Raw genomic sequence first — 25,344 nt, 5'->3', positions numbered from 1 at the left:
GCAGCGTGGAGTCGGGGCTGACAGTCGTCACGATGGGATGTCACGGCTGCGGCCCCGGAACCGAGACCCGCGATGTTCGACCGACGTCGTTTCGGCTGGTCGGGTAGTAAGACGAACTCCCGGCGCTCTCGTCTCGTTCTGCCCCGCCCCGCTTCGCTGTAGCTGCTCCCGACTACTGTTCCGCATGATGGCAGCGCCGTAGTTCTCGTCGAAGTAGTTGTTCCCGGTCGTGATCCGACTGCTCGCGTCGTCGACTGTGATGGCGATTATGTTGCGCTGGAAGCCGGACTTCCTGACGGAACTTCGGGTCGCGTTCCAGAACGCTATTCCCTCGGCGTTGTGCGACACGTTCATCCGTCGAATCGTGACCCGAGACGCGTTGCGAACGAGCAACCCCCGATTCCACTCGGTCAGCGTCACCGTCCGAACGGTGACGTTCGACACTGATTGCGGGTGCGAGATTCGAATGCCGGTGGAGTTCGTCACGCCCCCGCCCCCGACCGTGTGACCGAATCCGTCGAGCGTGACGTTGCTCGAACGAATCACGATACAGCTATCCGAGAGTCCCGTTGCGCCGCCGACGTTCCGCCTGAGTGCGTACCGGCCGGGTTCCGTAATCGTCGTACACTGCGTGATGTTCGTGAACGTCGGTGACGAGTCGGTCGAGGTGCTACCGGCTCCGTCGGGGTCGTCCGTGATGATGCCGATCGCTACGATTCCGCCGGCAACGAGGACGCCCAGCACGAACGCTCCGAGTAGCATCCATCGTTGCCGGACCGCTGCATCGGATGCCGCCATCGAGAATCAGTCGTTACGACGGCAGGTGTCAAAAAGCTACACTTCGTTCCCGCGGTGAGGCGTACGCTGCGGTCGCGTCAATCACTCCGTGACCCACGAGTGTCGGGTCGTCGAGTCGTTCGAGCCTGCCGTCGCAGACTCGACGCCACCGCCGTCGCTACCCCATCGTTCCGCGCTTCTCGATACTACGGCGGCCCGTCGCGGGCCGCGCGTAGCACCGTAGGCGGCCCCTACCATGGGGACGAAGCCAGATTCGTCGAGGCACCGTCCGCTCTCGTAGTGCGGTTTTGCGTTTCGTCCGACCCGTCGTGCGTTCGAACCACCTCCCCGCTGATTGAAGCGTTCGCACGGATAGAACTATTACCGAACCAATGGTTTTCGTTGAGGAGACGACCGTTGTAACTAGCGTTTACTGCGTAACTATTGGCCTCAGGAGACTCATAACGAAGTGTAAATCCCTCTTCGACCAGAGTGCGCTATGCGAGAAAACAACGGAAATCGTAGCAAGGTTAAGCGCAGAGGCTATCTAAAAGGAATCGCAGCGGCAGGAATGAGCGTGGGTGCTGTCACCCAGTTTTCCGGCTCGGCGAGTGCGGCTTCGGACGACACCGTGCACGCGGACGGGGAGAGCGTCTATCTCGTCTTCGGTGCGGACACGTCGTCGACCGACCTCGAATCGTGGGTCGAGAATCACAAGGGAGACATCGCAGCGAGTTCACAGCAGTCCTCGTCGGAAGTCATCCAGTATCAGAACGTCTCGCAACTGAACGTCAACGAGCAGGGCAACGCCGTCGCCATCTCCATCGACGGTGGCGACGCCGAGGCCATCCAGCGGACGTACCAGAACAACCGGAACACCCAGCAGGGTAGCGCGCAGTCGATAAACGTGAAGAAGGAGACGAAGGAACAGACGTTCACTGGTGTCGGGAACGCGTACGTCGTCTTCGCAGAGGAAACGGAGTGCCGTGAGTTCTCGGGATGGGTCGTCAGCGACGACGCATACCAGAGCGAGCAGTCCGCCGAGGCGGATATCGACCAGACGCAGGCGGTCCAGCAGTTCAATTACAACAGCCAGAGCACCGCAGTCGCGATTGCAGAAGACAGCAGCTACTCCCGGGCGTATCAGCGAAGCTACCAGGAGAACAACAACCTTCAGTCCGCCGAAGCGCTGGCAGCGAACGCCGGTGACGGCGACTCCCAGAACGCCGACTCGTCGGTCGACCAGTGGCAGGACGTAAACCAGCTGAACGTCAACGAACAGGGCGTCGCGGTCGCTATCGCAGTCGGCGACGGAAGCGTCGCGAAAGCGTGGCAGATAAGCTGCCAGTTCAACGTGAACAAGCAGATCGCCAGCGCGACGGCGATCAACTTCGAGCCGAAGACGATGGCGGAGGTCACCGCGAGCGCCGACATGAACGGCGACTTCTCGGACTCGGACGTGACGCGTTCCGGGGACGGTTCGGAGCAGTCGAACCAGCAGGTTGCGTCGGCCGACATCGACCAGGTCCAGAGCGTCGGCCAGGAGAACATCAACATACAGAACGCGGCCATCGCCGTCGCTCTCGAGGACAGCCAGGCCACGGCCACGCAGGCCAGCTACCAGGGCAACTTCAACGCGCAGATCGCGTCGGCGGCCGCGGTGAACGTCGAGGACGGTCGGTACAGCGCGTCCAAAGTGATGGACGGCACGGACGCGAAGGGCGACGAGTCCTGGGCGGTCGCCTACGAGAACGGTGGCGACCAGGCCAACCAGCAGACGGCCAACGTCGACATCACGCAACTGCAGATCGTCGAACAGCTGAACGTCAACGAACAGTTCAGCGCGCTCGCGTTCGCCACCAACTGCGGCAACGCGTCGGCGGAACAGATCAACTACCAGGTGAACGAGAACGTGCAGATCGCCGAAGGGACCGCGACCAACGAGGGCGACGACGGTAGCCAGGACAGAACGTGGGACGTCGGTCGACGCTTCGCTCCCCAGCGATTGTAGGACCGCTCCTTTTTTCGAAGGAAGTGACGAGGGCGAGGTGATGGTACCAGACTCTGGGTGGTTTTCGACCGCCAGGCCCTCGTCACAGTGACGGTTCTGTAGATCTGGTAAGTACTTTCTGGATTGCCCGACGGGAGTAGGGTCGCTCACGTCGGAACGCAGGCGGCGAGTACTGCACTTCAACCGTACCCTGAGGAGGTCGAACGTCCCGGTCGCGAACCGTGACGACGATGCAACGACGGCTTCGGAGCGAGCGACGCGTGAAACTCCCCGGCGAATCGTTTCTCGATAGACACTTTGGATACAAAAGATCGGAGTCGTTGGACTGGACAAAACGTAAGAGAAATTGCATTAGGAACGGAGCCCGTATGTACGGTACTGATGGCAGATCGGAACGACGGACACGGCGAACAGGCAGCGAAGCGACAGGAGACGGGAAGCCCGGTCGTGACTGCGTCGGGCGTCGCGAAGACGTACGACTCGCCACTCCCGTTCGGCCGGTCGGTTGCAGTCCTCGAGGGAGCCACACTCGAGGTCAATCGCGGAGAGGTCGTCGGGATTATGGGCGAGAACGGGAGCGGCAAATCGACGCTCATGCAGATTCTCGCGGGTGTCCTCGACTACGACGAGGGGGAGGTAACACGCGCCGGTACGGTCGGATGGTGTCCGCAGGAGCCACGTCTCTACGACCGACTGACCGTCGACGAGACCTTCCGCCTCTTCGGACGGGCGTACGGGATGGACGACGCGGAAATCGAAGACGCCCGGCGGTGGCTGACCGACGTGCTCGACTTCGAGCGGTTCCGTGACCGGCAGGTTCGGCATCTGAGTGGCGGCAACCGGCAGAAGGTCAACCTGTCCGTGGCGCTGATGCACCAGCCGGACCTGCTCTTGCTGGACGAACCGTACACCGGATTCGACTGGGAGACGTTCCTCGCGTTCTGGGACCTGACCGCGGAGCTGCGAGAGCGTGGCGTGGGCGTCGCTATCATCTCCCACATCATCAGCGAGCGCGACCGGTTCGACGTCATCTACGAACTCCACGAGGGACACCTCCACCGCCAGGAGATCGGCGGAGACGAGACCGTGAATCCCGAACCGACCGCCGATGGCGTCTCCTGCGGGCGAACCGCGGAGTTCTTCGAGCGGAGGGGGACCGACGACGGTGGAAACGCCGTGACGCAGGAGGTGGAGTGAATGAGCGGGTCACGCCGCATCTCGGCGGGCGTCCGTGCGAGCACGTTGTCGTTCTTTCGGGAACCGCTAAACGTGGCACTGTTGCTGATACTGCCCGCCCTCTCCATCCAGATCTACGGCGTCAGCCTCGCCCAGTTCCCCGAACTGGGGCTGTTCGATACGACGAGGCCGCTCGAAATCACCGGCCGCATCACCGGTGCCGTCTTCGCGACTGGCGCTCTCGCCGGCGTGCTCGGCCTGTTCCAGATGATCAGCGCGCGGAACGCGGACCGCCGGCTCTCTATCTGTGGCTTTCGGTCCTCCGAACTCGTCGGCTCCCGGTTCGCGACGGTGCTCGTCGTCAGCATCGTCATCAGCGCCGTCGCTGCCGTCACGCTCGGCATCTTGCTCTCGACCCCCATCGGCGCACCGGTGGTCGCGTTCGCCGGGCTCGTGCTCGCCGGTGTCGTCTACGGTTTGCTCGGTCTCCTGGTGGGAACCGTGCTCCCCAGAGAACTCGAGGGCTCGCTCGTGCTGGTCGTCCTCGCGGACGTGGACAACGTCTTCGCCAGCGGGCTGTTCGACATCGACGAGAGCATCACCCGCTTCGCGCCGCTCTCCCATCCGCACGAGATCGTCACGCAGGCCGTCGTCGACGGGACGCTCGCGACCGACCACGTCCTCCCGGCGCTGGCACACGTGCTCGTCTTCGCCCTACTCGGCGTCGGGGTGTACTCCTTCACCGTCGCAAACGGAGGTGAGGCCTGATGCGACGGCGGGTCTCGACCGCTCTCTCGATGGGTGCCCGCGAGTTCGTCCGCACGCCCCTGTTGCTCGCGCTGCTTGCGTTCCTTCCCGTCTACATCATCGGCGTCTTCGTCTGGCTCGTTCCCGATACGTCCGTCCCGGTAACGGTCGACGGAACGCGGGTGACGGTAGCGATGACCGCGTTCGCGGCCGCGTACATGACGCCGGTCGCCGTCGCTATCCTGTCGGGAATCGTCGGTCTGTTTCTCGTCCAGTCGTCCCAGACGGCCGACGACCGCCTTCGACTCGCGGGATACCGGGCTGGCGAACTCGTCGTCGCCCGCGTCGGCCTCCTCGCCGCCGGCACCCTCGTCGCCACCACTGCGTCGCTGGCAGTCGCCCTCCTCTCTTTCTCCCCCGAGGCGGTTCTCGCGTTCGCGCTCGCGACCGCCCTCTGCGGACTCACGTACGGCGTCCTGGGCGTCATCGTCGGGACCGTCCTCGACCGACTTCCCGGCGTGTACGTCATGCTCTTCGCGCCGATGGTGGACGTTCTCATGTTCCAGAGTCCGCTCGCGACGGATTCGCCCGGCTGGACTGCGGCCTTGCCGGGCCACTTCGCGACGAACGCGCTGATGGAGGCGGCGTTCACGTCCGGGTCGAGCCTCGACGCGCTGGCGACCGCCGGCGGATACCTCCTCCTTCTCCTGGTGGTCAGCGTCCTGGCCTTCTATCGGACGACGACGGTCGAGTGACCTCCCCTGCACGGGGCCACGCTTCGCTCGTGCTGCGCGAGTCTCGCGTTGGACGGAGAGACGCCGCCAGTACGTTCCGACGTCAGGGTGGCGGTTACACTCGCCGACGAGGCGGGAACCTCGTCGCCGGCTACGTCGTGACGCCGTCTCGCGGAACGACGTCAGCCGCGAGAGTCACGTCTCCGTTTCGTCGTCGGCTGACCGCCGGGCGAGCGGTCGTCTGAGCGGCGAGTCAGCGTTCGCACAGCCCGGTTTTCCGCAGACGCCGGCGTCGTCTCCGGCCTGCTCGACGCCGGGGCTGAGCCGATGGAGTTCCCACGTCGCCTCGTGACCCGTCTCCGCGCGGTGGTCTTCGATGCGGGAACGGGCCGCCGAGAGCCTGGTAAACGTCTCCTCGAGCTCACACGCCGGGCACGTAACCGTCGCGCGCTTGCTTGCCATCGTACGAAACGACGATTGGAAGCCGGATAACCTCGTCGGGTCGGTCGTCGACGGGACGGTCAGCCACCGTCTACGACGACCCACACCGGGAAGTGGTCGGACGCTCGCTCGGCGACCGCGCGACGGTTCTCGTCCGTCGGCCAGCCGACGCCGGACGACCGGACGGCGAACTCCGTCGACGGCAGGACGTAGTCGGCCCGCGTCGGCCCGCGGGAGAGAACGCCGGTCGCGCGAGCGGTGCCGCGCTCACGACCCTCCGGACTGGACGGGTTCGTCGCAGTCACCCGCGGATTGTCGAGCAGATAGCGCGTAATCGCGTCGTCGGTCACCGTCCCGCCGGGTTCGGCGTTCATGTCGCCGAGCACGACGAACCGCTCGTCGGTCGCCAGACCGCCCTCCCGGCCGTCGTCGTCGTACGGATAGTCCGCGTCGGTGACGTAGTCGCCGATGAAGCGAATCTCGTCGTGACACCGCGGGGCGTTGAGGGTCTCCATGCCGTCTGCGAGCGGCGGCGACGGGTGTGCGACGACGGCGTGGACCGTTCCGGTGGGAAACTCGATCGGCACGTCCGCGACCGTCTTCGCGGGGAGTCGAAACCGCTCGCGCTCGTCGGCGGTGAGGTACACGTCGCCGTCGGAGTCGGTGGGAATCCGGTGACGCGGGAGGTCGGTCCAGCGAAACTCCCGGAAGGTACGGACGCCGTCGGCGTCGATGGGAAACCGACTGTACAACGCCATCGCGTATCGCCCCGGATACGGGGCGTAGCTGAAACAGTCCCGGGCGTAGGCGTCGGTTCCGGGTTCGACGCCGAGTCCGTCTTTCCCGACGTCCATCCCGCTCGGGATACCGGTGTTACACCGCGGGGCGAACCACGTCTCGAAGTCGACGCCCTGGAGGTCCGGGGCCTGGGGCGTGCGGAGATAGTTCTCCAGGAACGCCGCCGCGTTGTGCGTCCGTTCCCACCCCTGCACGAAGTTGTCGTCCATCTCGTTGACCAGGAGAACGTCCGGCGTCGGCAACCGCTGGACCATCTCCGCGGCCGCCTCCAGTTGGTCGGTTCCCTCGCGCTGGACCTTCTCCGTCGTCAACCGTTCGACGTTGTACTGAGCGAAGACGTAGTCCTCCATCGTCCCACCGTCACCTGTAGTGTCCGGACGTACGACAACCCGTCGCCGGTGCCGTGACGGTCGACCACGGTCGGCGTCCGCCCGTCACCGGGCAACGTGCGGCGTCACGCCGGCGCGTTCGTCCGAGCCGCTACCACGTGACGGTGCGCGAGAGGACGAACACGAGCAGGGCGATGAGCACCGAGCCGAGAATCGTCTCGGTCGTCGCCAGAAGGCGAGCCCAGCCGCCGAGTGGCTGCATATCGCCGAACCCGAGCGTGGTGAACGTGACGACGCTGAAGTAGAGCCCCCTGAGGAACGGGCCGGTGAGATACCACCTCGGGGCGTCGGTGGCGACGTCCGCATCGAAATACCCGATGACCCTGTCGTTCGCACCGTCGTGTATGCCGCCGACGAGGGGGTAGACCGCCGCGTACATCAGGATGGTGATAGCCGAGACGGCGATGACTCGCCACGGGTTACTGCCGTGTTCCATCACCCAGCGCGAGAGCTCGGCCTTGACCGCCTTCCGGTAGCGGCCCTCCTCCCAGGCGAGTTTCCGGCGGGACTCCTTCTCGCGGACGTAGTACGTCCGGTGTTTCTTCGGAAGCGCGTTCTCCTCGCAGAGCTTCTGGAGCGCGCGGTACGTCCAGGCCGCCGCTTCGTGGTGCAGTACCGTCCGCGCGTCGCGCTCTATCGCCTTCTCTTCGGCTTCGTAGCGACAGAACTCGCCGATTTCGGTGTTCTCGTTGATCCAGGTGTCGGCGAAGGCGATCTCGTAGAGCGCGGCGTTCTCGATGTTGGCGTTGCGGAAGTTGGTCCGGGTGACCGTACAGTTCTACAGGTTCGCGTCCTCGAACGTCGCGCCGCGAGCGTTGGCGTCGGTCAGGTCCGCGCCCCGGAGGTTCGCACCGGTGAAATCCGCGTCTCGCAGGTCGGCGTTCGCGAGGTTCGCCCCGCCGAGGTCCGCCTCGCTGAGGTCCACGCCCGAGAGGTCGCTTCCCGAGAAGTCCCCGCTCGAAAACCGCCGACCGGCGAGCGAGTCTCCGCCGGACAGGACCGAACCGCGAAACACGCCGCCGACGAGGTTCGTCTCGTCCCGAAAGTCGTCTTCCCGGAGGACGTCGGCCTTGTCGGCGTCGAGATGCCACTTGCAGCGGTCCTTTCCGTCCCACGCCTCTCGTAGACAACAGCCATCCCCCTCCGTCGAGAGCGAGTCTCCCGCCTCGAATACGTAGCCGCACCGGTCGTCAGGGACTGACGGTGCTGACGTTCGTGGCGACTCCGTGCGGTCCGAAGCTTTCACGTCGGGTATCTGGCGTTCCGTGTGGTTTACAGTTCGGCTTGCGTAATCGGGGGTGGCCGTCCGGCCCGTAGGTCGACGCTCCCGCCGTGCTCACCCTGGCGCGTTCCGGGGATGAACCTCTCCGGTACGGTGTACGTGAACGACGGGTTGGAGGCCGCGTACGCCGCCCGAACGCGATACTCGTCGAACGATTTCGCAGGACCACACGTCCGAACGGCGTTTCCTGGTTCCGGGGTATCCTCGCAGTAGTAAGGCGGTTTCGTCGACCGCGGGACCGGAGTTACTTTACGGGGCGCGTCGTCTCGAAGCGGTATGTCCAGTGATCGCGCACCGGACGAACGTTCCTCCCCGCACACGGTCGCACGGTCGTGTATCGACGGCGGAATCGAGGCGGCGCATCCAGCGACCGTCGTCGGGGACTCGGTCGCGCTGACTGGGGACGAACTCACCGTCGACGGTACGGTCTACGACCTCTCTTCGTACGAAGACGTCGTCGTCCTCGGCGGCGGGAACGCCGCCGGAAAGGTCGCCGCCGCGCTCGAATCGGTACTCGGCGAGCGTCTCACCGACGGCGTCGTGGTCACGGACGTCCCGGAGACGACGTCGACTATCGACGTCGTCGACGGAAGCCATCCGGTACCGGACGAGCAGGGACTGGCCGGCGCCGAGCGGGTCCTCGACCGCGCCGGCGAAGCGACCGCGGACACGCTCGTGCTCGGCGTCGTCACGGGCGGCGGGAGCGCCCTGCTTCCAGCGCCTGCCGGCGACGTCACGCTCGACGACCTCCAGACGGTCACCGACGACCTGCTCGGCAGCGGCGCGACGATCCACGAGATAAACGCCGTGCGAAAACACCTTTCGGCGATCAAAGGCGGCCGACTCGCGGCCGCGGCGGCACCGGCGACCGTCGTCGGACTCGTGTTCAGCGACGTCGTCGGTGACGACCTCGACGTCATCGCGAGCGGGCCGCTCGTTCCGGACGCGTCGACGTACGCGGACGCGCTCGACGTCGTCGACCGCTACGACGTGGCGCTGCCACCTCGCGTCGAGCACCACCTCGAACGGGGCGTCGACGGTGACATCGCCGAGACCCCGGCACCCGGCGCGGACGCGTTCGCGACGGTGGACACGCACGTCCTCGCGAACGGACTGACCGCGCTGACGGCCGCCGGTGACGTGGCGGCCGACCACGGCTACACGCCCCTCGTCCTCAGTTCGCGCGTGCGCGGCGAGGCGCGCGAGGCGGCCAAAACGCACGTCGGAATCGCGGAGGAGATTCACGCTACCGGGCATCCGATCGCGCCGCCGGCGGTCGTGCTCTCCGGCGGTGAGACGACGGTGACGCTGTCCGACGACGCCGGTGCCGGCGGGCCGAACCAGGAGTTCGCGCTCAGCGCGGCGATCGAACTCGATGCCGACGCCGACGTCGTCGTCGGGAGCGTCGACACCGACGGTATCGACGGCGCGTCCGACGCTGCCGGCGCCATCGTCGACGGGGAAACGACCGAGCGGACGTCGATGGACGCACGGACGGCGCTGGCAGCGAACGAGTCCTCCCCGTTCCTCGAAGCCGCCGGCGCGCTCGTCGAAACGGGGCCGACGGGGACGAACGTGAACGACCTGCGCGTTCTCGTCGTCGACGCCGACGCTGAGACGGCCTAGGGGAAGGGGGGTCCGGGACCGCCCGCTTCCGGATTCGCGACCAGTGGTACCGGAGAAATCGAGGCGTATCCACTCGCTTAAACCGCCGCCGGACGACCATCGAACAACCCGATGACGTCGAGTCGCAACCCGGTCGCTGGCCGCCTCCGAGACGCAGTTCACGGGCTCCGGGGCGACGGTCGCGGCTGGATCCTGTTCTCCGTCGCGCTCGGCTGGGCGTTCACGCTCGGCCTCCGCTTCCTCGTTCCGGCGCTGTTGCCGCAGGTGAAGGGGGCCTTCGACGTCACCAACGCCACCGCCGGACTCGCCATCACGGCTCTCTGGGTCGGTTACGCCGTCATGCAGTTTCCGGCGGGCGTGATGGTCGACCGGTTCGGCGAACGGACGCTACTCACGGCGAGTCTCTGTCTCTCGGGGGTGAGTCTCTGCCTGCTCGGGCTCTCCCCGGTGTTCGCCGTCTTCTTCGCGGCGAGCGCGGCGTTCGGGCTCGGCTCCGGCATCTACGGTCCGAGTCGCGGAACCGTTCTCTCGCGCACGTTCACGACGAACGCCGGCGCGGCGTTCGGCATCACGCTCGCCGTCGGGAGCCTCGGCTCCGCACTCCTGCCGAACGTCGCGACGGCCGTCGTCGGCCGGGTCGGCTGGCGGTTCGTCCTCGCCGGTCTCGCCGTGCCGTTCTTCGTCGCCGCGGCGCTGACGTGGCGGGTCGTCCCCGAGCGGTCGACGGCCGAAACGAACCCGGCGGCGGCCGACCGCTCGCCTCGTCGTCTCGCCCGCGACATCGTGAACACGCTCTCCGACAGGTCGATTCGCCTCGCGACGGTCGCGGTGGCGCTTCTCCTGTTCGTCTACCAGGGACTGACCGCGTTCCTGCCGCTGTATCTCCAGACCAAGGGGCTCGACCAGCAGACCGCCGCACTGCTGTTCGGTCTCATGTTCATCACGGGCGCGATGTCGCAGGTGGTCGCCGGGAGCGCGGCCGACCGCGTCGGCATGAAACCCGTCCTCCTCGTCGTCACCGCCGTCGGCGTCGTGACCCCCGCCGTCCTCACGGTCACGTCCGGAACGGCGGCCCTCGCCGTCGTCGTCGCCGTTCTCGGTTCCCGGATGGCCGTCAATCCCGTCACGAACGCCTACATCGTCGGTGCCCTGCCGGACCAGATCGAGGGTGCGGCGTGGGGGTTCATCCGCACCGCGTTCTTCCTCGTCGGCGCGACCGGGTCGACGTTCGTCGGGTTCTTCGCGGACGCCGGCCAGTTCGACCTCGCGTTCCTCGCGCTAGCGGGCCTCTCAGCGGTCGCTCTCGGCTGCTACGCTCTACTGCCGGGCGAAACGTGACCCCGGTGCGTTCTTCCCGTCCGGCGCTCGGCTCAGGAGACGAGGACGTAGTCGCTGCGGCCCACCGCCTCCTTCGCGGTGTCCAGTCCCTCTTCGTCGATTCCCTCCTCACGGGAGACCGTCGTCGCCCCCGTCGCCAGCTCGTACCCCATCCGGTCTTCGTCTTTCACGAAGTAGTAGAGCCAGTGGTCGCCGTCGGCGTTCCACGTGTCGACTCTGAGCGTCTCCCTCTCCATCCCCCCGCCCGACATGTGCGTGATGTCGTAGTTCTGTGGCACTGGGCGGAAGTGAGTCCCCCACTGGATTAGCGCTTCCGGCAGGGGTGGTGCCCCTTCGCGGGGGCGGCGGCGACCGACTCGGCGCGTGTCGCCCGCGAAACCGCGGTCGAAGCGGTGATTTCGTGCGGTCGCGTTCCCCGCGGACAGGCGACGGTCGGGGACGTCGCGACGCGCGCCGACGCTCCCGGACAGGTTTCGACACCGCCGAGGATATCTGTCCGTGCTCCCGTGCAATCGAAACGTGTCCTCGACGAACCTCCTGGAGTCGGTCGACCTCACGCTCGAGTTCTTCCTCTCGCTCGGCGCGTTCGCGTCCGTCCCCGAGGGGTACGAACTCCTGTTGGTCCCCGGGGATACCGGCGGTCCTTACTCGCGCGATGTCGTCGACGATTCGTCTGCAGCAGTCGCGACCGTGTCGGTGACGTTCTCGCGGAGGTCGTTCTCGATGGCTTCGAGGGACCGACCCTTGGTCTCGGGGACGAGCCGGTAGGTGAACGCGAGCGCCGCGAGGCTACAGACGCCGAACAGCCAGAACGTCGACGGTTTGCCGAGATTCGCCGTCAACAGGGGGAACGCGAGCGACACGACGAGGTTCGCCCCCCAGTTGGCGACGGTGACCGTCCCCATCGCGCTCCCGCGAACCGAGAGCGGGTAGATTTCGGAGATGAGCAGCCAGAACACCGGACCGAGGCCGATGGCGAAGAACGCCACGAACAGCATCAAACTGGCGGTGGCGACCCATCCGAGGACGCCGCTGAACCCCGGGAGGTAGAAGACGACGCCGAGGACGGCGAGCGTGACGACCATACCGCCGATGCCGACGAGCAACAGCAGGCGTCGACCGACGCGGTCGATGAGCGCGATGGCGACGACCGTCATGAGGACGTTGATGACGCCGATGCCGACCGTGGCGAGGATCGACGTCGCGCTGCCGAAGCCGGTCGATTCGAGGATGGTCGGAGCGTAGTAGATGACGGCGTTGATGCCGGTTATCTGCTGGAAGACGGCGAGTCCGAGCCCGACGACGAGCGCGGGGCGCAGCCAGGGCTGGAGCAGGTCGCGGAGACTCGTTCCGGACTGCTTTTCGACCGTCTGCTCTATCTCGGCGAGTTCGTCGTCGACGTCGCCCTCGCGGGTGCGTTCGAGGACCGCGCGGGCGTCGTCTCGCCGTCCGTGTTCGTAGAGCCAGCGCGGACTTTCGGGCATCTTCACCATGCCGACGGCGAGGACGACCGCCGGAATCATTCCGGTTCCGAGCATCAGTCGCCACGCGCCAGCGTCGGCGAAGGCGTAGTTGACGAAGTACGATATCAGGATTCCGAGCGTCACCATGAGCTGGTTGAGCGAGGTGAGCGCGCCGCGAATCTTCGGTGGCGCTATCTCGGAGATGTAGAGCGGGCCGACGATGGAGGCGAACCCGATCGCGACGCCGTCGATGAGTCGACCGGCCACGAGGACGGGGACGTTCGGGGCGATAGCCATCGTCAGCGACCCGACGAAGAACACGACGGCGCCGATGAGGATGAGTCGGCGACGGCCGAGACGGTCGGCCAACTTCCCGCCGACCGCCGCGCCGAGGGCCGCGCCCGCCATCGCGCCGCTCATGACGATGCCCTCGACGAGCGGCGACATGGTGAACGTATCGTTGATGTAGAGGAAAGCGCCGGAGATGATGCCGGTGTCGAATCCGAACAGTAGTCCGTTGAGCGCCGCCAGTGCGGCGGTGAGATAGATGAACCGGTCGCCACTACCCGCTACTGCCTCTCGTATGTCGGTCGTAGCCATGGAAGCTGTACGTTCACCCTCGTCGAATCGAGTAAGAAGTGTTTTGGAATATTATCGGTCGACGATAATCAACAACTAAACCACCTGAAATTAAGGCGCTAATTCATGCAGGAGTCGTTCTAAAACCCTGACAGAGTCCTGTCGCATCGTACGCATCGACCGGAGCGTCCCGGAGAGTCGCCGACGATACCTCCACCGGTGCCGGTCGGCGAGATGGGCCGGTAGCGCGGCCTCGCCCCTGCTATACCGTCTCGAGCGAGTGGACGAGACGCCGTTCGCGGGGAGTGCTACAGGCGGTGTCAGTCCGTGGAGCTGTGCGCGTCGATACGGTGAGGGAACGGGATTTGCCCCCGCCTCGACCGCGCTGTCGGAGACGGAGGGCCCAAGGGATTATCTTGTGTCGCTCGAAACTCAACAGAAGCAATGGAATCCGCCACCGACGAGCAGCTCTCTCTCCACGACGACACCGCGACCGACGAGAGCCGGGACCCCGCGTCGATACTGGAGAAAGAACTCGTCCTCGTTTCCAATCGACAGCCGTACCAGCACAGCTACGCCGAGGACGGCAGCGTCGAGATAGACCGCCCCGCCGGCGGTCTCACCGCAGCGCTGGACCCCGTTCTGCGACGCACCGGCGGCACCTGGATCGCGTGGGGCGACGGCGAGGCGGACGGGGAGGTCACGGACGACGACGGTACCGTCCGGATGCCGCCCGAAGAGGAATCGTACACGCTCAAACGGATATGGCTCTCGGACGAGGAGGTGAGCGGCTACTACTACGGGTACAGCAACCGCGTCCTGTGGCCGCTCAGTCACGGCGGCCTCTGGAAGCCCGAGTACAACGACCGCCACTGGGCGCGGTACCAGCAGGTGAACGAGCGGTTCGCCGCCGCCGCCGCCGAGTACGCGACCGAGGAGTCGATGGTCTGGTTCCAGGACTACCACTTCGCACTCGCGCCGCGACGCCTCCGAGACGCCGTCGACGACGCCTTCGTGATGCATTTCTGGCACATCCCGTGGCCCGGCTGGGAGACGTTCCGGACGTGTCCGCAGCGGCAGGAACTTCTCGACGGACTCCTGGCCAACGACCTGCTCGGATTCCACATCGACCGGTACTGCGAGAACTTCCTCGACTGCGTCGACGAATGCCTGGACGACGCGTTCGTCGACCGGGACGGTGGGGAGGTACGCTACGACGGTCGAACGACGACCGTTCGCGCCTTCCCGATGGGCGTCGACGCCGACGAGATTCGAACGGCGAGCGAGGCGGCCGACGAATCGTTCTGGCGGGAGTTCCAGCGCGAGTACGGTATCGCGCCGGGGACGAGAACGGTGGTCGGCGTCGACCGCCTCGACTACACGAAAGGCATCGTCGACCGCCTCGACGCGCTCGAACGCCTCTGGACGACCGACACCGAGTGGCGCGGCGAGTTCACGTACGTCCAGAAGGCCAACGAGAGCCGGTCGCTCATCCCGGAGTACCGGGACCTCCAGCAGAACGTCGAAGACGCGGTCGAGCGCATCAACGAGCGGTTCGGGACCGACGACTGGCAGCCGATAGTCTACATCGACGACTGGCTCAGCGAGGAGGAACTCGCCGGCCTGTACCGTCACGGCGACGCGATGATCGTCAGTGCGATACGCGACGGCATGAACCTCACCGCCAAGGAGTACGTCGCCGCCCAGACCGGCGACCCCGGCGTGCTCGTTCTCAGCGACCAGACCGGCGCACACGAAGAGCTCGGCGACCACGCCATCAGCATCAACCCCCTCCAGACCGACGATTTCGCGACCGCCATCACCTCGGCGCTGACGATGGACGACGCCGACCGCCGCGACCGGATGGAGACGCTGCGACAGCGCGTCGAGGCGAACGACCTCACCACGTGGATGACGGACGTCTTCGAGACGGCCCGCCGACTCCAGCGCGACGAGTGAGTCCGCGCTCGGCCGGGCAGGGGTCGGCGGGAACGTTCTCTCGGCACGTCGATTCGGACGGTCCCTCGGCGACGTCTACCGTCGAGAACGCACCGTCGAGGTCCGCAGTATCGTTTCGAACGTCTTCCGTTCCGCCTTCCGAAGGTGCTGGTGGAACGTCGGCGGCGAGACGCCGAGCGACTCGGCGACGTCCTCGCCGGAGGTCGCCCGGGGCCACTCGAAGAATCCGGCGTTGTAGGCGGCTTCGAGGCACGTCCGCTGTCGGTCGGTGAGTTTCTCGCGGAACAGCCCCCGCAACCGTGGTGGCGAGTCGTCGGTGCGCGAGGTCTGACGGTGGGCGAGCAGTTCGGTGCCCGGAAACTCCTCCTTGACGACGTCGGTGATCGAACGAACGTCGACGTTCGGTGAGAGGTGAATCCGCATGTGAAGGTCACCCTGGTCGACCCGGGCCGTATCGACGTAGCCGCCTCGCGAGGCGACTGCCGACAGAATGGGCGGCTCGGTGAACCGAAGTTCGAATCTGGAGACCGTCCCCTCCTCGTCGATAATCCGCATCGAATCCCAGTGATCGAACCGTTCGGTCAGGGCGTCGAGCGCCTCGCGGGCGTCGTTCGTCGTGGTGCCGTACACGAGGTAGGTTCCGTCGCTGGCCGGAACGGCACTGTCGAGGGTGATCTGGCCGTCGGTCGTCGCGTCGACGCCGAGGGCCTCGAAGACGTCCGAGAGGTGGAACTCGAGTTCGACGACGTCGTCGCTCATCAGCGCGCGCTTGCGCTCGACGGCGGCGATAGCGTGACCGGCGATCTCGCCGAGTCGCCCGATCACCTCGCACTCCTCAGCCGTGAACGCGTCGGGTCGGTCGGAGTAGACGTTGAGCACGCCGTACAGCGTCTCCTCGTGGGCTATCGGAATCGCCGCCGAGGACCTGACGTCGGCCCCTCGGACGTGGTCGCTCCAGGGCCCGTCCCCCTCGTCGGCGGGGATGTCCTGTGCGGTCTGCATCTCGCGCCGTACGATAGCTCTGGCCGTGGGACCGCCGCTGCGTTCGTCGTCCGGATCCGCGGAAATCGTCGTTCCGTCGAGATAGCCCTCGACGCCCGCCTCCGTCCGAAGGTTCACCGTCTCCGTGTGACCGTCGACGTCACCGATCCAGGCGAACAGGTACGAGTCGGTGTCGGCGAGACGCTCGCAGATGCTCGCCTCGATGTCCTCACGCGTCGACTGGTCGATGGCGGCTTCGTTGATGTCGTGGACGACGTCGTTGATGTGGTCGAGTGCGGTGAGATGCTCGCGCTGGCGTTCCAGTTCCCGTTCGCGCTCGATGCGCTCGGTGACGTCCTGGGACATCGCCATACCGGCGAAGACCGCTCCCTGGTCGTCGTGGACCGGGAAGATTCGGACGTGGCGGACCTGCCCGTCGAATTCGAGTTCGAATTCGCTCGCCTCGCCGTCGAAGACCGCGCTGTGCTTCGGTTCGAGTTCGTCGCGTAGCTCCGGCGGGAGTCGTTCGGTCAGCACGTCCCCTTCCATGTCGGCAGTCGAGAACTCCAGGCCCTCGAAGACCTCTCCGCCAGCCGTCAGGTATCGCAGGTCCTCGTCGAACAGTATGACGACGCCGTTCGGGAAGTTGTCCACGAGCGCCTGATACCGTTGCTCCGACTTCTCGAGTTCGCGCTCGCGTTCGACGCGTTCGGTCACGTCACGGACGATTCCGACGCGACCCGTCTCACCGCTATCGAGTTCGAACACGGTGAACCGGCTCTCCACCGTGAGCGGAGAGCCGCTGGCCGTCTGGATGTCCTCCTGGTGCTTCGCGACGGCGTACTCGTCGGACTCCCGTTCGGTCCGCTTCTCCCCGACGTCGACGAGGTCGTCCCCGAAGACGGTGGCCGCGCGAGCGCCGATGAGGTCGTCGCGTTCGTACCCCGTCATCGACGCGAACCCGTTGTTCACCATCGTGAACCGGTGGTCGCTGTCGAGTACGTAGATTCCGTCGTCGACGGTCTCGACGATGCGCTCGTACTGTTCGAGTTTCCGCTTGCTCTGTTTGCGCTCGGTCACGTCCTCGAAGTAGACCGAGACGCCCGTCTCCGAGGGATAGACGTGGATTTCGAACCAGGTGTCGAGCGCCTCGTAGAACTCCGCGTACGCGCCCGGTTCCCGGGTCTCCACGGCCTCGGTGATCGCCGCCTCGGCTCTCCGGTCCCGTTCGAACGCGTCCCAGATGTGTTCGCCGACGAGTTCCCCGGGAAGTCGCTCCAGGAGGTCGCCCGCGCGTTCGTTGACGTACGTGAACCGGAGGTCGTCGTCGAGCGTGAAGAACCCGTCGTCCATCCGCTCGAACACGTCATCGAGTTCGCTCTCGTGGAGTTCCCGTTCGGTCATCTTCTGCGCCGTGATGTCGGTTACGACCCCTTCGAGCATCGGGGAGCCCTCGAACGCGTCGGCGACGCTACGACCGCGTTCCCAGACCCACCGAGTTTCGCCGTCCGCCGTCTGGACGCGGTACTGGACGGTGAACTCCCCGTCCCGGTCGAGGCCGGACTGGACGGCTTCCCAGACCCGGCCTCGGTCGTCGGGGTGGACGACGTCGTCTCCCCAGTCGACGTCACCGGACTCGACGGCGTCGGCGTCGTACCCGGTCAGGTCGGTGCAGGCGTCGCTGACGAACTCCATCGGCCACGCCTGTTCGTTCCGACAGCGGTAGACCATCCCGGGCAGGTTCCCGACGAGGTTCGAGTACCGTTCCTTGCTCTCTTCCAGCGACCGTTCGGTTCGTTTCCGCTCTGTGACGTCGTAGTAGAGTTCGACCCGACCGCCGGCGTACGCGCCGGAGTCGATGGGTTTGCTTCGGTGTTCGAGCCACCGCTCCTCGCGTCCATCGCCGGACGTCACGCGGCACTCGAACCGTTCGGTGTACGTGTTGTCGTCGTACGTCGCGAGAACCGTCTCCGCGAACGTCGCCGAGTCACCGATGGTCGCTGCGATGTGCTCGTTGACGAGCGCACGCTTGTCCCGTCCGACGACCCGCTCGCGGTCGAGCCCGAAGTACCGCTCCGTCGCGTCGTTGATCCACCGCACCCGAAAGTCGTCGTCGAGGACGAACACACCGACCTCGGCGTCGTCGAGCACGTCGTCGATGAGCGACTCGGCGGCAGCCGACCAGTCCGGAGCGTCCATCCCTGCGGTCGCGGACGGTCGCCACCAGACGCGTGCGCTGGCACCGACCTTCTTCGTTTCCAGTCGGCCGTGCTCGACGAGGCGCTCCAGTCTGGCGTAGGAACTCCGGTGTCCGAGGTCGAGGCGTTCCGCCACCTCGCTCGTCGTCCGTGGCGTTCCCTTCTCGGCGAAAAGGGCCAGGGTTTCCCGGAGCGCGTCGGTCAACGATTCTGTCGACATTACCCCGTCAGTCGTGGTTCACGCTTATCAACTCTCCGCCGACGGAGTCTCCTTCGGACCCTGCCTCCGAAATTATCTGTAGACCCCCGCCGATTTGGAATTTCTGAGCAAATACAGTTCTGCTCGGCGACGTCGAAACGACTGTGCCCGGCACGGCCTAAACAGTTTGGGCGAACCCTTACCCACAGACGGTACTTTCTGCAGGTAGACGCTGGCAGACGCCGGCGAGGCTGGTAATACACATGAACGAGTCCCCGAACCGAAACGTGACCGAGTCCTCGAACGCGAGTACGGGGGGACGCTGGAACGACCCCTCGTCTCCCGAACAGGAGCCGTCACTGGACACCGTCCTCGACGTGTTGGCGGACGCGTATCGCCGGCGGTTGCTGGTCACGCTTCTAGAACGCGACTCGCAGGACGCCGACGACGCCCGTATCCCTGCCGACGTGACCAGCAGCGACGAGGAGTGGGACCGACTCGACGTCGAACTGGTCCACGTTCACCTCCCGAAGCTCGAAGACGCGGGGCTCGTCGAGTGGGACCGAGAGACCCGTGAACTCCGAACCGGCTCGCACTTCGATGCCGTCCGTCCGCTGTTACGGTTCATGCGGGACAACGCGGACGAACTTCCCGACGAACGCCCCTCGTCCGGTACTACGACGTAATCCGAGCAGACGGGGGCGTACTGCTTACGCTAAAAAACGTCTCCGTCGAGTGGGTTTCCGGACTACCGCTTCACCGTGTAGCCTGCGTCTTCGATCGTCTGCGCGACGGCGTCGGCGTCCGGATTCCCTTCGACGGTGACGCGGTCGGCTTCGTTGTCGGCGGTGGCGCTCTCGACGTTCTCCATCTCCTCGAGTGCCGATACGACCGTCTGCTCGCAGCCACCACAGCTCATACCTTCGACGGTGAGTTCGGTCGTCATCCAGTAATCGTAGTGGCGGGTCGCTTTTTCCCGTTTCGCCTCACAATCCGAGAAATACGGGCAGACGACCTCGGATTTCGAAGGCGACTCGACGACCGTTTCGGCCAACGCGCGAGGAACGCGGGAACGATTGTCGGTCCACCGGCTAGCCAGTACTGGCTAGAACGGCCACTATCGGCCGGTAATGGCTTCGAGACGCCCGTACTCGATTCCGAATGATGTATGAGTGTCGCTCCCCGACGGGAAACCATGAGTGTTCTCTCGCGGGTTCGGCGGTTCATCTCGCCCGGCGACGAGCCGGCCGTCGTCGTCGAGTGCCGACAGTGTGGGACCACGCTCGAGGCCTCCCGCGACCGATGCCCTGAATGTGGCAGCGACGACGTCGTCGCCACCGTCATCGACTGACGCGGCACGCCCGGCGGTCGGCCAGTCTCGCCGTTCGGAAAAACATCGTGACCCCCGCCAGGAGACCATCGAACGAGGCCGGGTGGACTGTCGTAGCCGTCTCTCGAACCGCTCGCCGATGCGGAACGGGCCCGCCCGGAACCCCGTCTCGAAGTTTCCGTCGGGACGTCGTTCTCGCGACGTCACCGGACGAGCGCGCCGAGCACGTCGAGCCATCGGGTCACCTGCTCGAAGACGAGGTAGTTGTCGGCGACGCGCCGCTGGGCGCTGTGCGACCACTCGTCCCACCGGTCGGGAGCCCCGAACACGGCGTCGAGCGTCTCCGCGACCGACCCGGGGTCGGCGGCGTCCGGCACCAGTCGACCGTCCTCGCCGTCGCGGATTTGCGCGCCGATACCGCCGGTGTCCGACCCCATCAGGACCGCGCGTTTCCACATCGCCTCCGTGACCGTGAGGCCGAACCCTTCGCGGAGCGAGTTCTGTGCGACGACCGTGGCACAGCGCTGCAGCGCGTTGATGACGAGCGCGCTGTCGTGTCTGTCCGGCGGCATGACGACGACCGCGACGTCCCGCCGAATCGAGGGGTCGAGCGAGTGCCACGCTTCCTCTATCGCTTCGAGCGCTGCCTGCCCCTCGGGGTCGTCGGCGACCGACGACGGGTCCGGTCCGGCGAGGACCAGTCGGGCGTCCTCGATTCGCCGCCGGTGGGCGTCGGTGCGAGCCGTCCCCTCCGCTCGCCTGCCGCCGTTCGTCGCCCCCTTCTCTTCTCTCTCGCTCGTCTCCTCGACGTCCGCGCCGGCGTCGCCTGCCGGCCGAACTTCGCGTTTCAGCCGGGCGAACCCGCGCAGTAGCGGGAGAAACCCCTTGAGACTATCCCAGCGGGATATCTGACAGACGACGGGGCGAAAGAGCAGCCCGAGGTCGGCCGGTTCGGTCGCGGGCGCGAACGTGCCGTCGGCCTGCAGTCGTCGCGCCGGCTCGTCGAACGGCTCGGTCGGGTGGTCCGTGGCGACGAGTTCGGCCCGCGCGAGGATGCCGGCGACCTCCTGTGGCTTGAGACGTTCGTTCTTCGCACTGAACGGGTCGATAGCTGGCGGGACGATGGTCGCGTCGTCGTGCAGGAACTCGGGCACGTACGCGGGCAGCGAGAAGATGGCCCGGTCGTAGTCGCGCACCCACGGCTGCAAGAACTCCCACGCGGCCCGCGACTTTTCGGTCTGTCGCTCGGAGCCGATGTGACAGCGCCAGACGGCGGGTAGTCCGAGTTCTTCGACGACTTTCGCACCGGCCGCGAGCGGCTGTGGGTCGTGAACGACGAGCACGTCTTCGGGGGCGAGTCGGTCGGCGAGTTCGTCGGCCACCGAACGGCTCGCTCGCTCGTAGAGTGCGCGTTCGCGGTCCACGATCTCGGGGTCGCCCGTCCCGTGGAGGAGGTTGTGTACGTCTTTCGTGAACTCGAAGAATCCGGGGTCGTCCACGTCGATGACCGCCCACTCCGCGTCCACGCCGAGCGTGCGGAAGATGCCGAGGAGTTTCGGCATCATCTCGGCGACGCCGCCGCCGCTCGCGGTCGAGTTCACCATCCAGACGGTGCGGCCTTCGAGCGCCGCCACGTCGTCGGTGACGGCGTCCTGCATCTCCCGGACGGACTCGCGGAGGACGACGTCGGTCGCGTACTCGGCCAGCGTGTGCTCCATCTCGACGTCGATGAGTCGAACCATTGGAATCTCCGAGATACTATGCGAGTCGTTCCCATACATTAAACAGATTTTGTTCGGACGGTGAAAGCTCTCCGCAGCGTGGCTACCGGTCGTCTTCGACGCGGTGAATCCCCGAGTACAGCCGGTACGAGAGCCGTCCGAACGCGCCGCATCGCTCGCCGCGTCTGGGCCTGTCGACGTACTCGGAGGTGTTCGGGTCGCCCGGGAGCGGTCTACGTGCTACCGTCGCTGATACGCGCCCGTATCTCGTCGTCGTCTCGCTGGACGGTTACCGTCGCTTCTCGGACGTCGAACTCCACGGAGAGGTTCGCGTCTCGCTGATGGGAGAACAGGCTATCGAGCGCGTCGGGGTCGATGACGTCGTAGAGTCGAAAGTCGCTCCCGTCGACGTCGATCTCAGCGTATTGCGACAGGGCTTCAAGTACGACTGAACTCGCCCGGGAACTGCTCGTACGTTCAGAACCCACACTTACGGTGATCGCTGCCATCGTATTCGTGTACCCGTTCTCCCGTGAGACGCATAAGAGTATTGGACATAATTCACAACATTGTACTGTAGTGTCTAGCTCTCTCGCAGTGTATTTAACCCGGATCACACGACGAAAGGGCTGCGGCACCGCCGCAGTAACCGTGACCGACTCCGCGGACGACCGTCACTGCGCGTCTCGCGCCACCTCCAGCGACGCGAAGAACCCGAAGTAGGCGACGACGCCAGCGGCCAGCGACAGATGATAGGCCCACGTCGGACCCTGGAGCAGGTCGAACAACGCCGACACCACCGTCACCCAGGTGACGGCGAACGCGAGGTCGACGACCATCCCCGACCGATGTTCGCGGACGTGGTCGCGGAGTGTTCCGACGAGACGCACGTTACTCGTCCTCCCGCCCGTCCACCACCAGCACGGACCGGTGCGTCGACCGCAGCACGCGTTCGGTGACGCTCCCCAGTAGCATTCGCCGGATGCCGGAGCGGCCGTGACTGCCCACGACGATGAGGCCCACGTCGTGGTCCTCGGCGAAGTCGGCGATGACCTTGTGGGGTCGGCCACCGCGGAACTGCTCTTCGACCGCGATACCGCGTTCGCGCCCGCGGTCGACGACGTATCCGGTCGCCGCCTTCGCACGGTCTTCCAGTTCGTCCATCTCGCCGAACCGACCGGAGTGGATGCGGTCGACCTGTTCCGTGCCGAGGCTGACGTCCACGGCGTCCGTGTCGACGACGTAGAGCGCGTGGACCTCGGAGTCGAACCGTTCCGCGACCGCCAGCGCTTCGTCGACGGCCCGTTCTGCGGTTTCGCTACCGTCCGTGGGGATGAGGATGCGTTCGTACATGGGTCAGTCGTCTCCGAGCCGTTCGCCGCCGTCGGTGCTGACGACGTCCTCGGCGGCCTGTTGTTGCCCCATCGGCTCGGGGCTGTGACACTGCCGGACGATCCGTTTGATTCGCTCCGGCGGTTCGTCGGTGACGAGCGAGACGCCGATGGTCACGACGAACACGATGGGCGTGCCGGCGAGCGCCGCGCCGATGGCGGGGAACACGTCGGCGAACACCGGCACTATCGCGCCGCTTTCGCCGGCGGCGTCCCCGAGGAACCCGACGTACGCGGGCAGGACCTCGTTGAGGATGGCGGCGAACCAGATGAGGAGGCCCGTGGTCATGCCGGCGAGCGCACCCTGACGGTTGGTGTTCTCCCACCAGAGCCCGAGGAAGAACATCGGGAACAGTACGAGTCCGGCCAGCGAGAAGGCGTAGGCGACCAGTTCCCCGACCAGCGCCGGCGGGTTGAGCGCGGTGACCGTCACGATCGCGCCCAGGACGATGATGGTGGCGCGACCGACGACGAGCTGCTGGCGCTGGGTCGCGTCGGGATTGACGATGTTCGTGTAGATGTCGTGTGCGGCCGCCGAGGAGGCGGCGATGAACAGCCCGGCCGTGGTCGCGATAGCCGCGGCGATACCGCCCGCCGCGACGAGTCCCACGAACCACGTCGGCAGGTTCGCGAGCTGGGACGCCAGGACGACGATGACGTCACCCTCGGCGCCGCTCATGCCGTTGGCCCCGTACACGTTTCCGACCGAGTTCGCGTAGAGGTCGGTTCCGAACGCCGCGAACGCGGGAGCGCTCAGGTACAGCAGACAGATGAAAAACAGGCCCCACACGGTCGACCAGCGGGCGGTTCGCTCGCTCTCGACCGTGTAGAAGCGCACCAGCACGTGCGGGAGGCCACACGTGCCGACGATGAGCGAGAAGGCCGTCGCGACCCAGAGGTAGAATCCCCCGGTCGTGAACGGCTCGGTGAACTCCGAGTTGAGCGAGCCCAGCAGTGCGCCGTACTCGATCTGCGGGAGAATCGTGGAGTATCCCTGGCTGAAGCCGACGGCGTACAGGCCCGCGAGGAACGCGACGATGAGGATGACGTACTGGACGGCCATGTTCTTCGTCGCGCCGAGCATCCCGGACAGCGCCAGGTAGCCGACCGTAATGCCCATCATGAGGATGACCATGGTGGCGTAGTCGCCGCCGAAGACGTACAGGCCGACCAGTCCCATCCCGCGCGCCTGGCCGACCGAGTAGACGAATCCGATGAGGATGGTCGTCAGGGCCGCGATGGCGCGCGCTGTGTCGGAGTTGAACCGGTCGCCGACGAAGTCCGGTGCGGTGTACTTGCCGAACCGACGCATCTGTGCGGCCATGAAGATGAGCAGGATGAAGTAGCCCGTCGACCAGCCGATGACGAACGACAGCCCGTAGTAGCCCGACAGCGCGATGAGCGCGGCCATGCCGAGATACGACGCGGCGGACATCCAGTTGGCGCCGATCGCCATCCCGTTCTCGATGTTCCCGATGGAACGCCCGGCGACCCACAGGTCCTCGGTGTCGGCGACGCGGAACGCGTACCCGATGCCCAGGAACAACAGCAACATCCCGGAGACCATGATCGCCGGGATTATCTTGAACGACGCGTTGAGCGCGTCCGGGAGCAACCCCAGCGGCGTCGGCATCATTCGTCGATTCCTCCGTCAGTCGCCGCCGGTTCGGTCTCCCTCTCTCGCTGCGTGGACGAGTGGTCGATACCGTACTTCGCGTCCAGCTTGTCGCGTTTGCGCGCGTAGATGAACGAGAGGACGAGCGCGCCCGACGGAGCACAGACCGCGGTCAAGAAGTAGTGGAGCGGGAAGCCGAGTACGGTGATACTCGTCATGAAGTCGGTCGCGAGGTACGTCGCCGTTACGGGGCCGAAGACGACGATGGCCCACGCGACGAACATCGTCCACACGATTTTGAGGTGGTCCCGCATGAACGGGGTCGACGGGCTGAAGATGTTGATTCGTGCGTCGAGGTAGTCGGCGGTCTCTCGACTGGCCGCGACGCCGCCGTCCGTCTCGACGTCCGATTCCGGTGCCTGTTGTGATATGTCGTTGTCGGTCATAGTTCGAGTTGGTGGTGTCGGTCGAAACGCTGGTCAGTCGTCGTCTACCTTCGCCGCTATCTCCTGGACGACCTCGGGGTTGCGGAGGGTGGAGGTGTCGCCGAGCTGTTCGTCGTTGGCGATGTCCTCCAAGAGCCGGCGCA

Annotated in this window: 24 protein-coding genes; 9 read left to right on the top strand and 15 right to left on the bottom strand. The window is 65.9% G+C overall.

The window, feature by feature from the left end; translation table 11 throughout:
* Window positions 1–27: 27 nt before the first annotated feature.
* Complete coding sequence (locus tag ACTF4R_RS18055) at window positions 28–798, bottom strand: NosD domain-containing protein (protein ID WP_440009371.1); 771 nt, start codon at window positions 796–798, stop codon at window positions 28–30.
* A gap of 610 nt (window positions 799–1,408) precedes the next feature.
* Here ACTF4R_RS18055 and ACTF4R_RS18050 point away from each other — a divergent pair.
* From ACTF4R_RS18050 to ACTF4R_RS18035, 4 genes are all read left to right on the top strand, one after another.
* A complete protein-coding gene (locus ACTF4R_RS18050; RefSeq protein ID WP_440009370.1) occupies window positions 1,409–2,788 on the top strand; it encodes a hypothetical protein in 1,380 nt (459 codons plus the stop codon).
* A gap of 381 nt (window positions 2,789–3,169) precedes the next feature.
* Entirely contained in the window at window positions 3,170–3,985 is an 816-nt protein-coding gene (locus ACTF4R_RS18045) for an ABC transporter ATP-binding protein (protein ID WP_440009367.1), read from the top strand.
* The gene (locus ACTF4R_RS18040; protein WP_440009366.1) at window positions 3,986–4,732 is read left to right on the top strand and encodes an ABC transporter permease; all 747 of its coding nucleotides are present in this window, start codon (window positions 3,986–3,988) and stop codon (window positions 4,730–4,732) included. It abuts the gene before it with no gap.
* Entirely contained in the window at window positions 4,732–5,466 is a 735-nt protein-coding gene (locus tag ACTF4R_RS18035) for a hypothetical protein (protein WP_440009364.1), read from the top strand. Before ACTF4R_RS18040 ends, ACTF4R_RS18035 begins: the two co-directional genes overlap by 1 nt.
* Before the next feature lie 174 nt (window positions 5,467–5,640).
* On the opposite strand, the gene ACTF4R_RS18030 is transcribed toward ACTF4R_RS18035, so the two are convergent.
* The 4 genes from ACTF4R_RS18030 to ACTF4R_RS18015 form a co-directional block, all read right to left on the bottom strand.
* Window positions 5,641–5,907 (bottom strand): DUF7542 family protein, encoded by a 267-nt coding sequence (locus ACTF4R_RS18030; RefSeq protein ID WP_440009362.1) that lies wholly within the window; start codon window positions 5,905–5,907, stop codon window positions 5,641–5,643.
* Between the two features lie 59 nt (window positions 5,908–5,966).
* Window positions 5,967–7,034 (bottom strand): endonuclease/exonuclease/phosphatase family protein, encoded by a 1,068-nt coding sequence (locus tag ACTF4R_RS18025; protein ID WP_440009360.1) that lies wholly within the window; start codon window positions 7,032–7,034, stop codon window positions 5,967–5,969.
* Window positions 7,035–7,164: 130 nt separating this feature from the next.
* A complete protein-coding gene (locus ACTF4R_RS18020; RefSeq protein ID WP_440009357.1) occupies window positions 7,165–7,509 on the bottom strand; it encodes a potassium channel family protein in 345 nt (114 codons plus the stop codon).
* 342 nt (window positions 7,510–7,851) lie between these two features.
* Window positions 7,852–8,319: a pentapeptide repeat-containing protein gene (locus ACTF4R_RS18015; protein ID WP_440009355.1), complete on the bottom strand. Its 468-nt coding sequence runs from the start codon at window positions 8,317–8,319 to the stop codon at window positions 7,852–7,854.
* A 312-nt stretch (window positions 8,320–8,631) separates the two neighbouring features.
* Between ACTF4R_RS18015 and ACTF4R_RS18010 the strand changes: the two genes are divergently transcribed.
* Together ACTF4R_RS18010 and ACTF4R_RS18005 are read left to right on the top strand one after the other, a co-directional pair.
* Window positions 8,632–9,981, top strand: coding sequence for a glycerate kinase type-2 family protein (locus tag ACTF4R_RS18010; RefSeq protein WP_440009354.1), 1,350 nt, complete (start codon window positions 8,632–8,634; stop codon window positions 9,979–9,981).
* A gap of 111 nt (window positions 9,982–10,092) precedes the next feature.
* Complete coding sequence (locus ACTF4R_RS18005; RefSeq protein ID WP_440009353.1) at window positions 10,093–11,319, top strand: MFS transporter; 1,227 nt, start codon at window positions 10,093–10,095, stop codon at window positions 11,317–11,319.
* 32 nt (window positions 11,320–11,351) lie between these two features.
* Here the strand turns inward: ACTF4R_RS18005 and ACTF4R_RS18000 are convergent, their stop codons facing one another.
* Window positions 11,352–11,597, bottom strand: a complete 246-nt coding sequence (locus ACTF4R_RS18000; protein WP_440009350.1) for a hypothetical protein — start codon at window positions 11,595–11,597, stop codon at window positions 11,352–11,354.
* A 366-nt stretch (window positions 11,598–11,963) separates the two neighbouring features.
* Entirely contained in the window at window positions 11,964–13,382 is a 1,419-nt protein-coding gene (locus ACTF4R_RS17995; RefSeq protein ID WP_440009348.1) for a sugar porter family MFS transporter, read from the bottom strand.
* 423 nt (window positions 13,383–13,805) lie between these two features.
* Between ACTF4R_RS17995 and ACTF4R_RS17990 the strand changes: the two genes are divergently transcribed.
* Window positions 13,806–15,320, top strand: a complete 1,515-nt coding sequence (locus ACTF4R_RS17990) for an alpha,alpha-trehalose-phosphate synthase (UDP-forming) (RefSeq protein WP_440009346.1) — start codon at window positions 13,806–13,808, stop codon at window positions 15,318–15,320.
* Between the two features lie 75 nt (window positions 15,321–15,395).
* On the opposite strand, the gene ACTF4R_RS17985 is transcribed toward ACTF4R_RS17990, so the two are convergent.
* Window positions 15,396–18,719, bottom strand: a complete 3,324-nt coding sequence (locus ACTF4R_RS17985; RefSeq protein WP_440009345.1) for a PAS domain S-box protein — start codon at window positions 18,717–18,719, stop codon at window positions 15,396–15,398.
* 242 nt (window positions 18,720–18,961) lie between these two features.
* Here ACTF4R_RS17985 and ACTF4R_RS17980 point away from each other — a divergent pair, with 242 nt between their 5' ends.
* On the top strand, window positions 18,962–19,384 hold the full coding sequence (locus tag ACTF4R_RS17980; protein WP_440009344.1) for a DUF7344 domain-containing protein: 423 nt from the start codon (window positions 18,962–18,964) through the stop codon (window positions 19,382–19,384).
* 62 nt (window positions 19,385–19,446) lie between these two features.
* On the opposite strand, the gene ACTF4R_RS17975 is transcribed toward ACTF4R_RS17980, so the two are convergent.
* Window positions 19,447–19,644: a heavy-metal-associated domain-containing protein gene (locus ACTF4R_RS17975; RefSeq protein ID WP_433634664.1), complete on the bottom strand. Its 198-nt coding sequence runs from the start codon at window positions 19,642–19,644 to the stop codon at window positions 19,447–19,449.
* Window positions 19,645–19,893: 249 nt separating this feature from the next.
* Between ACTF4R_RS17975 and ACTF4R_RS17970 the strand changes: the two genes are divergently transcribed.
* Complete coding sequence (locus ACTF4R_RS17970) at window positions 19,894–20,049, top strand: hypothetical protein (protein ID WP_433634654.1); 156 nt, start codon at window positions 19,894–19,896, stop codon at window positions 20,047–20,049.
* A 182-nt stretch (window positions 20,050–20,231) separates the two neighbouring features.
* On the opposite strand, the gene ACTF4R_RS17965 is transcribed toward ACTF4R_RS17970, so the two are convergent.
* The 6 genes from ACTF4R_RS17965 to ACTF4R_RS17940 all read right to left on the bottom strand — a co-directional run bounded on the left by ACTF4R_RS17965 (window position 20,232) and on the right by ACTF4R_RS17940 (window position 25,201).
* On the bottom strand, window positions 20,232–21,770 hold the full coding sequence (locus ACTF4R_RS17965; protein WP_440009341.1) for a glycosyltransferase: 1,539 nt from the start codon (window positions 21,768–21,770) through the stop codon (window positions 20,232–20,234).
* 212 nt (window positions 21,771–21,982) lie between these two features.
* Window positions 21,983–22,237, bottom strand: coding sequence for a HalOD1 output domain-containing protein (locus ACTF4R_RS17960; protein WP_440009339.1), 255 nt, complete (start codon window positions 22,235–22,237; stop codon window positions 21,983–21,985).
* 186 nt (window positions 22,238–22,423) lie between these two features.
* Window positions 22,424–22,639: a DUF8119 family protein gene (locus tag ACTF4R_RS17955; protein WP_440009941.1), complete on the bottom strand. Its 216-nt coding sequence runs from the start codon at window positions 22,637–22,639 to the stop codon at window positions 22,424–22,426.
* A gap of 1 nt (window position 22,640) precedes the next feature.
* Window positions 22,641–23,102 (bottom strand): universal stress protein, encoded by a 462-nt coding sequence (locus ACTF4R_RS17950; protein WP_440009338.1) that lies wholly within the window; start codon window positions 23,100–23,102, stop codon window positions 22,641–22,643.
* 3 nt (window positions 23,103–23,105) lie between these two features.
* The gene (locus ACTF4R_RS17945) at window positions 23,106–24,776 is read right to left on the bottom strand and encodes a VC_2705 family sodium/solute symporter (protein ID WP_440009335.1); all 1,671 of its coding nucleotides are present in this window, start codon (window positions 24,774–24,776) and stop codon (window positions 23,106–23,108) included.
* On the bottom strand, window positions 24,773–25,201 hold the full coding sequence (locus tag ACTF4R_RS17940; protein WP_440009334.1) for a DUF4212 domain-containing protein: 429 nt from the start codon (window positions 25,199–25,201) through the stop codon (window positions 24,773–24,775). The genes ACTF4R_RS17945 and ACTF4R_RS17940 overlap by 4 nt, the downstream gene beginning before the upstream one ends.
* Window positions 25,202–25,344 lie beyond the last annotated feature (143 nt).

The sequence above is a fragment of the Halomicrococcus pelagicus genome (assembly GCF_051917725.1).
Classification (GTDB): domain Archaea; phylum Halobacteriota; class Halobacteria; order Halobacteriales; family Haladaptataceae; genus Halomicrococcus.
The sequence above is the reverse complement of the archived record's forward strand: the minus strand, read 5'-3'. Positions and strand labels throughout refer to the sequence as shown.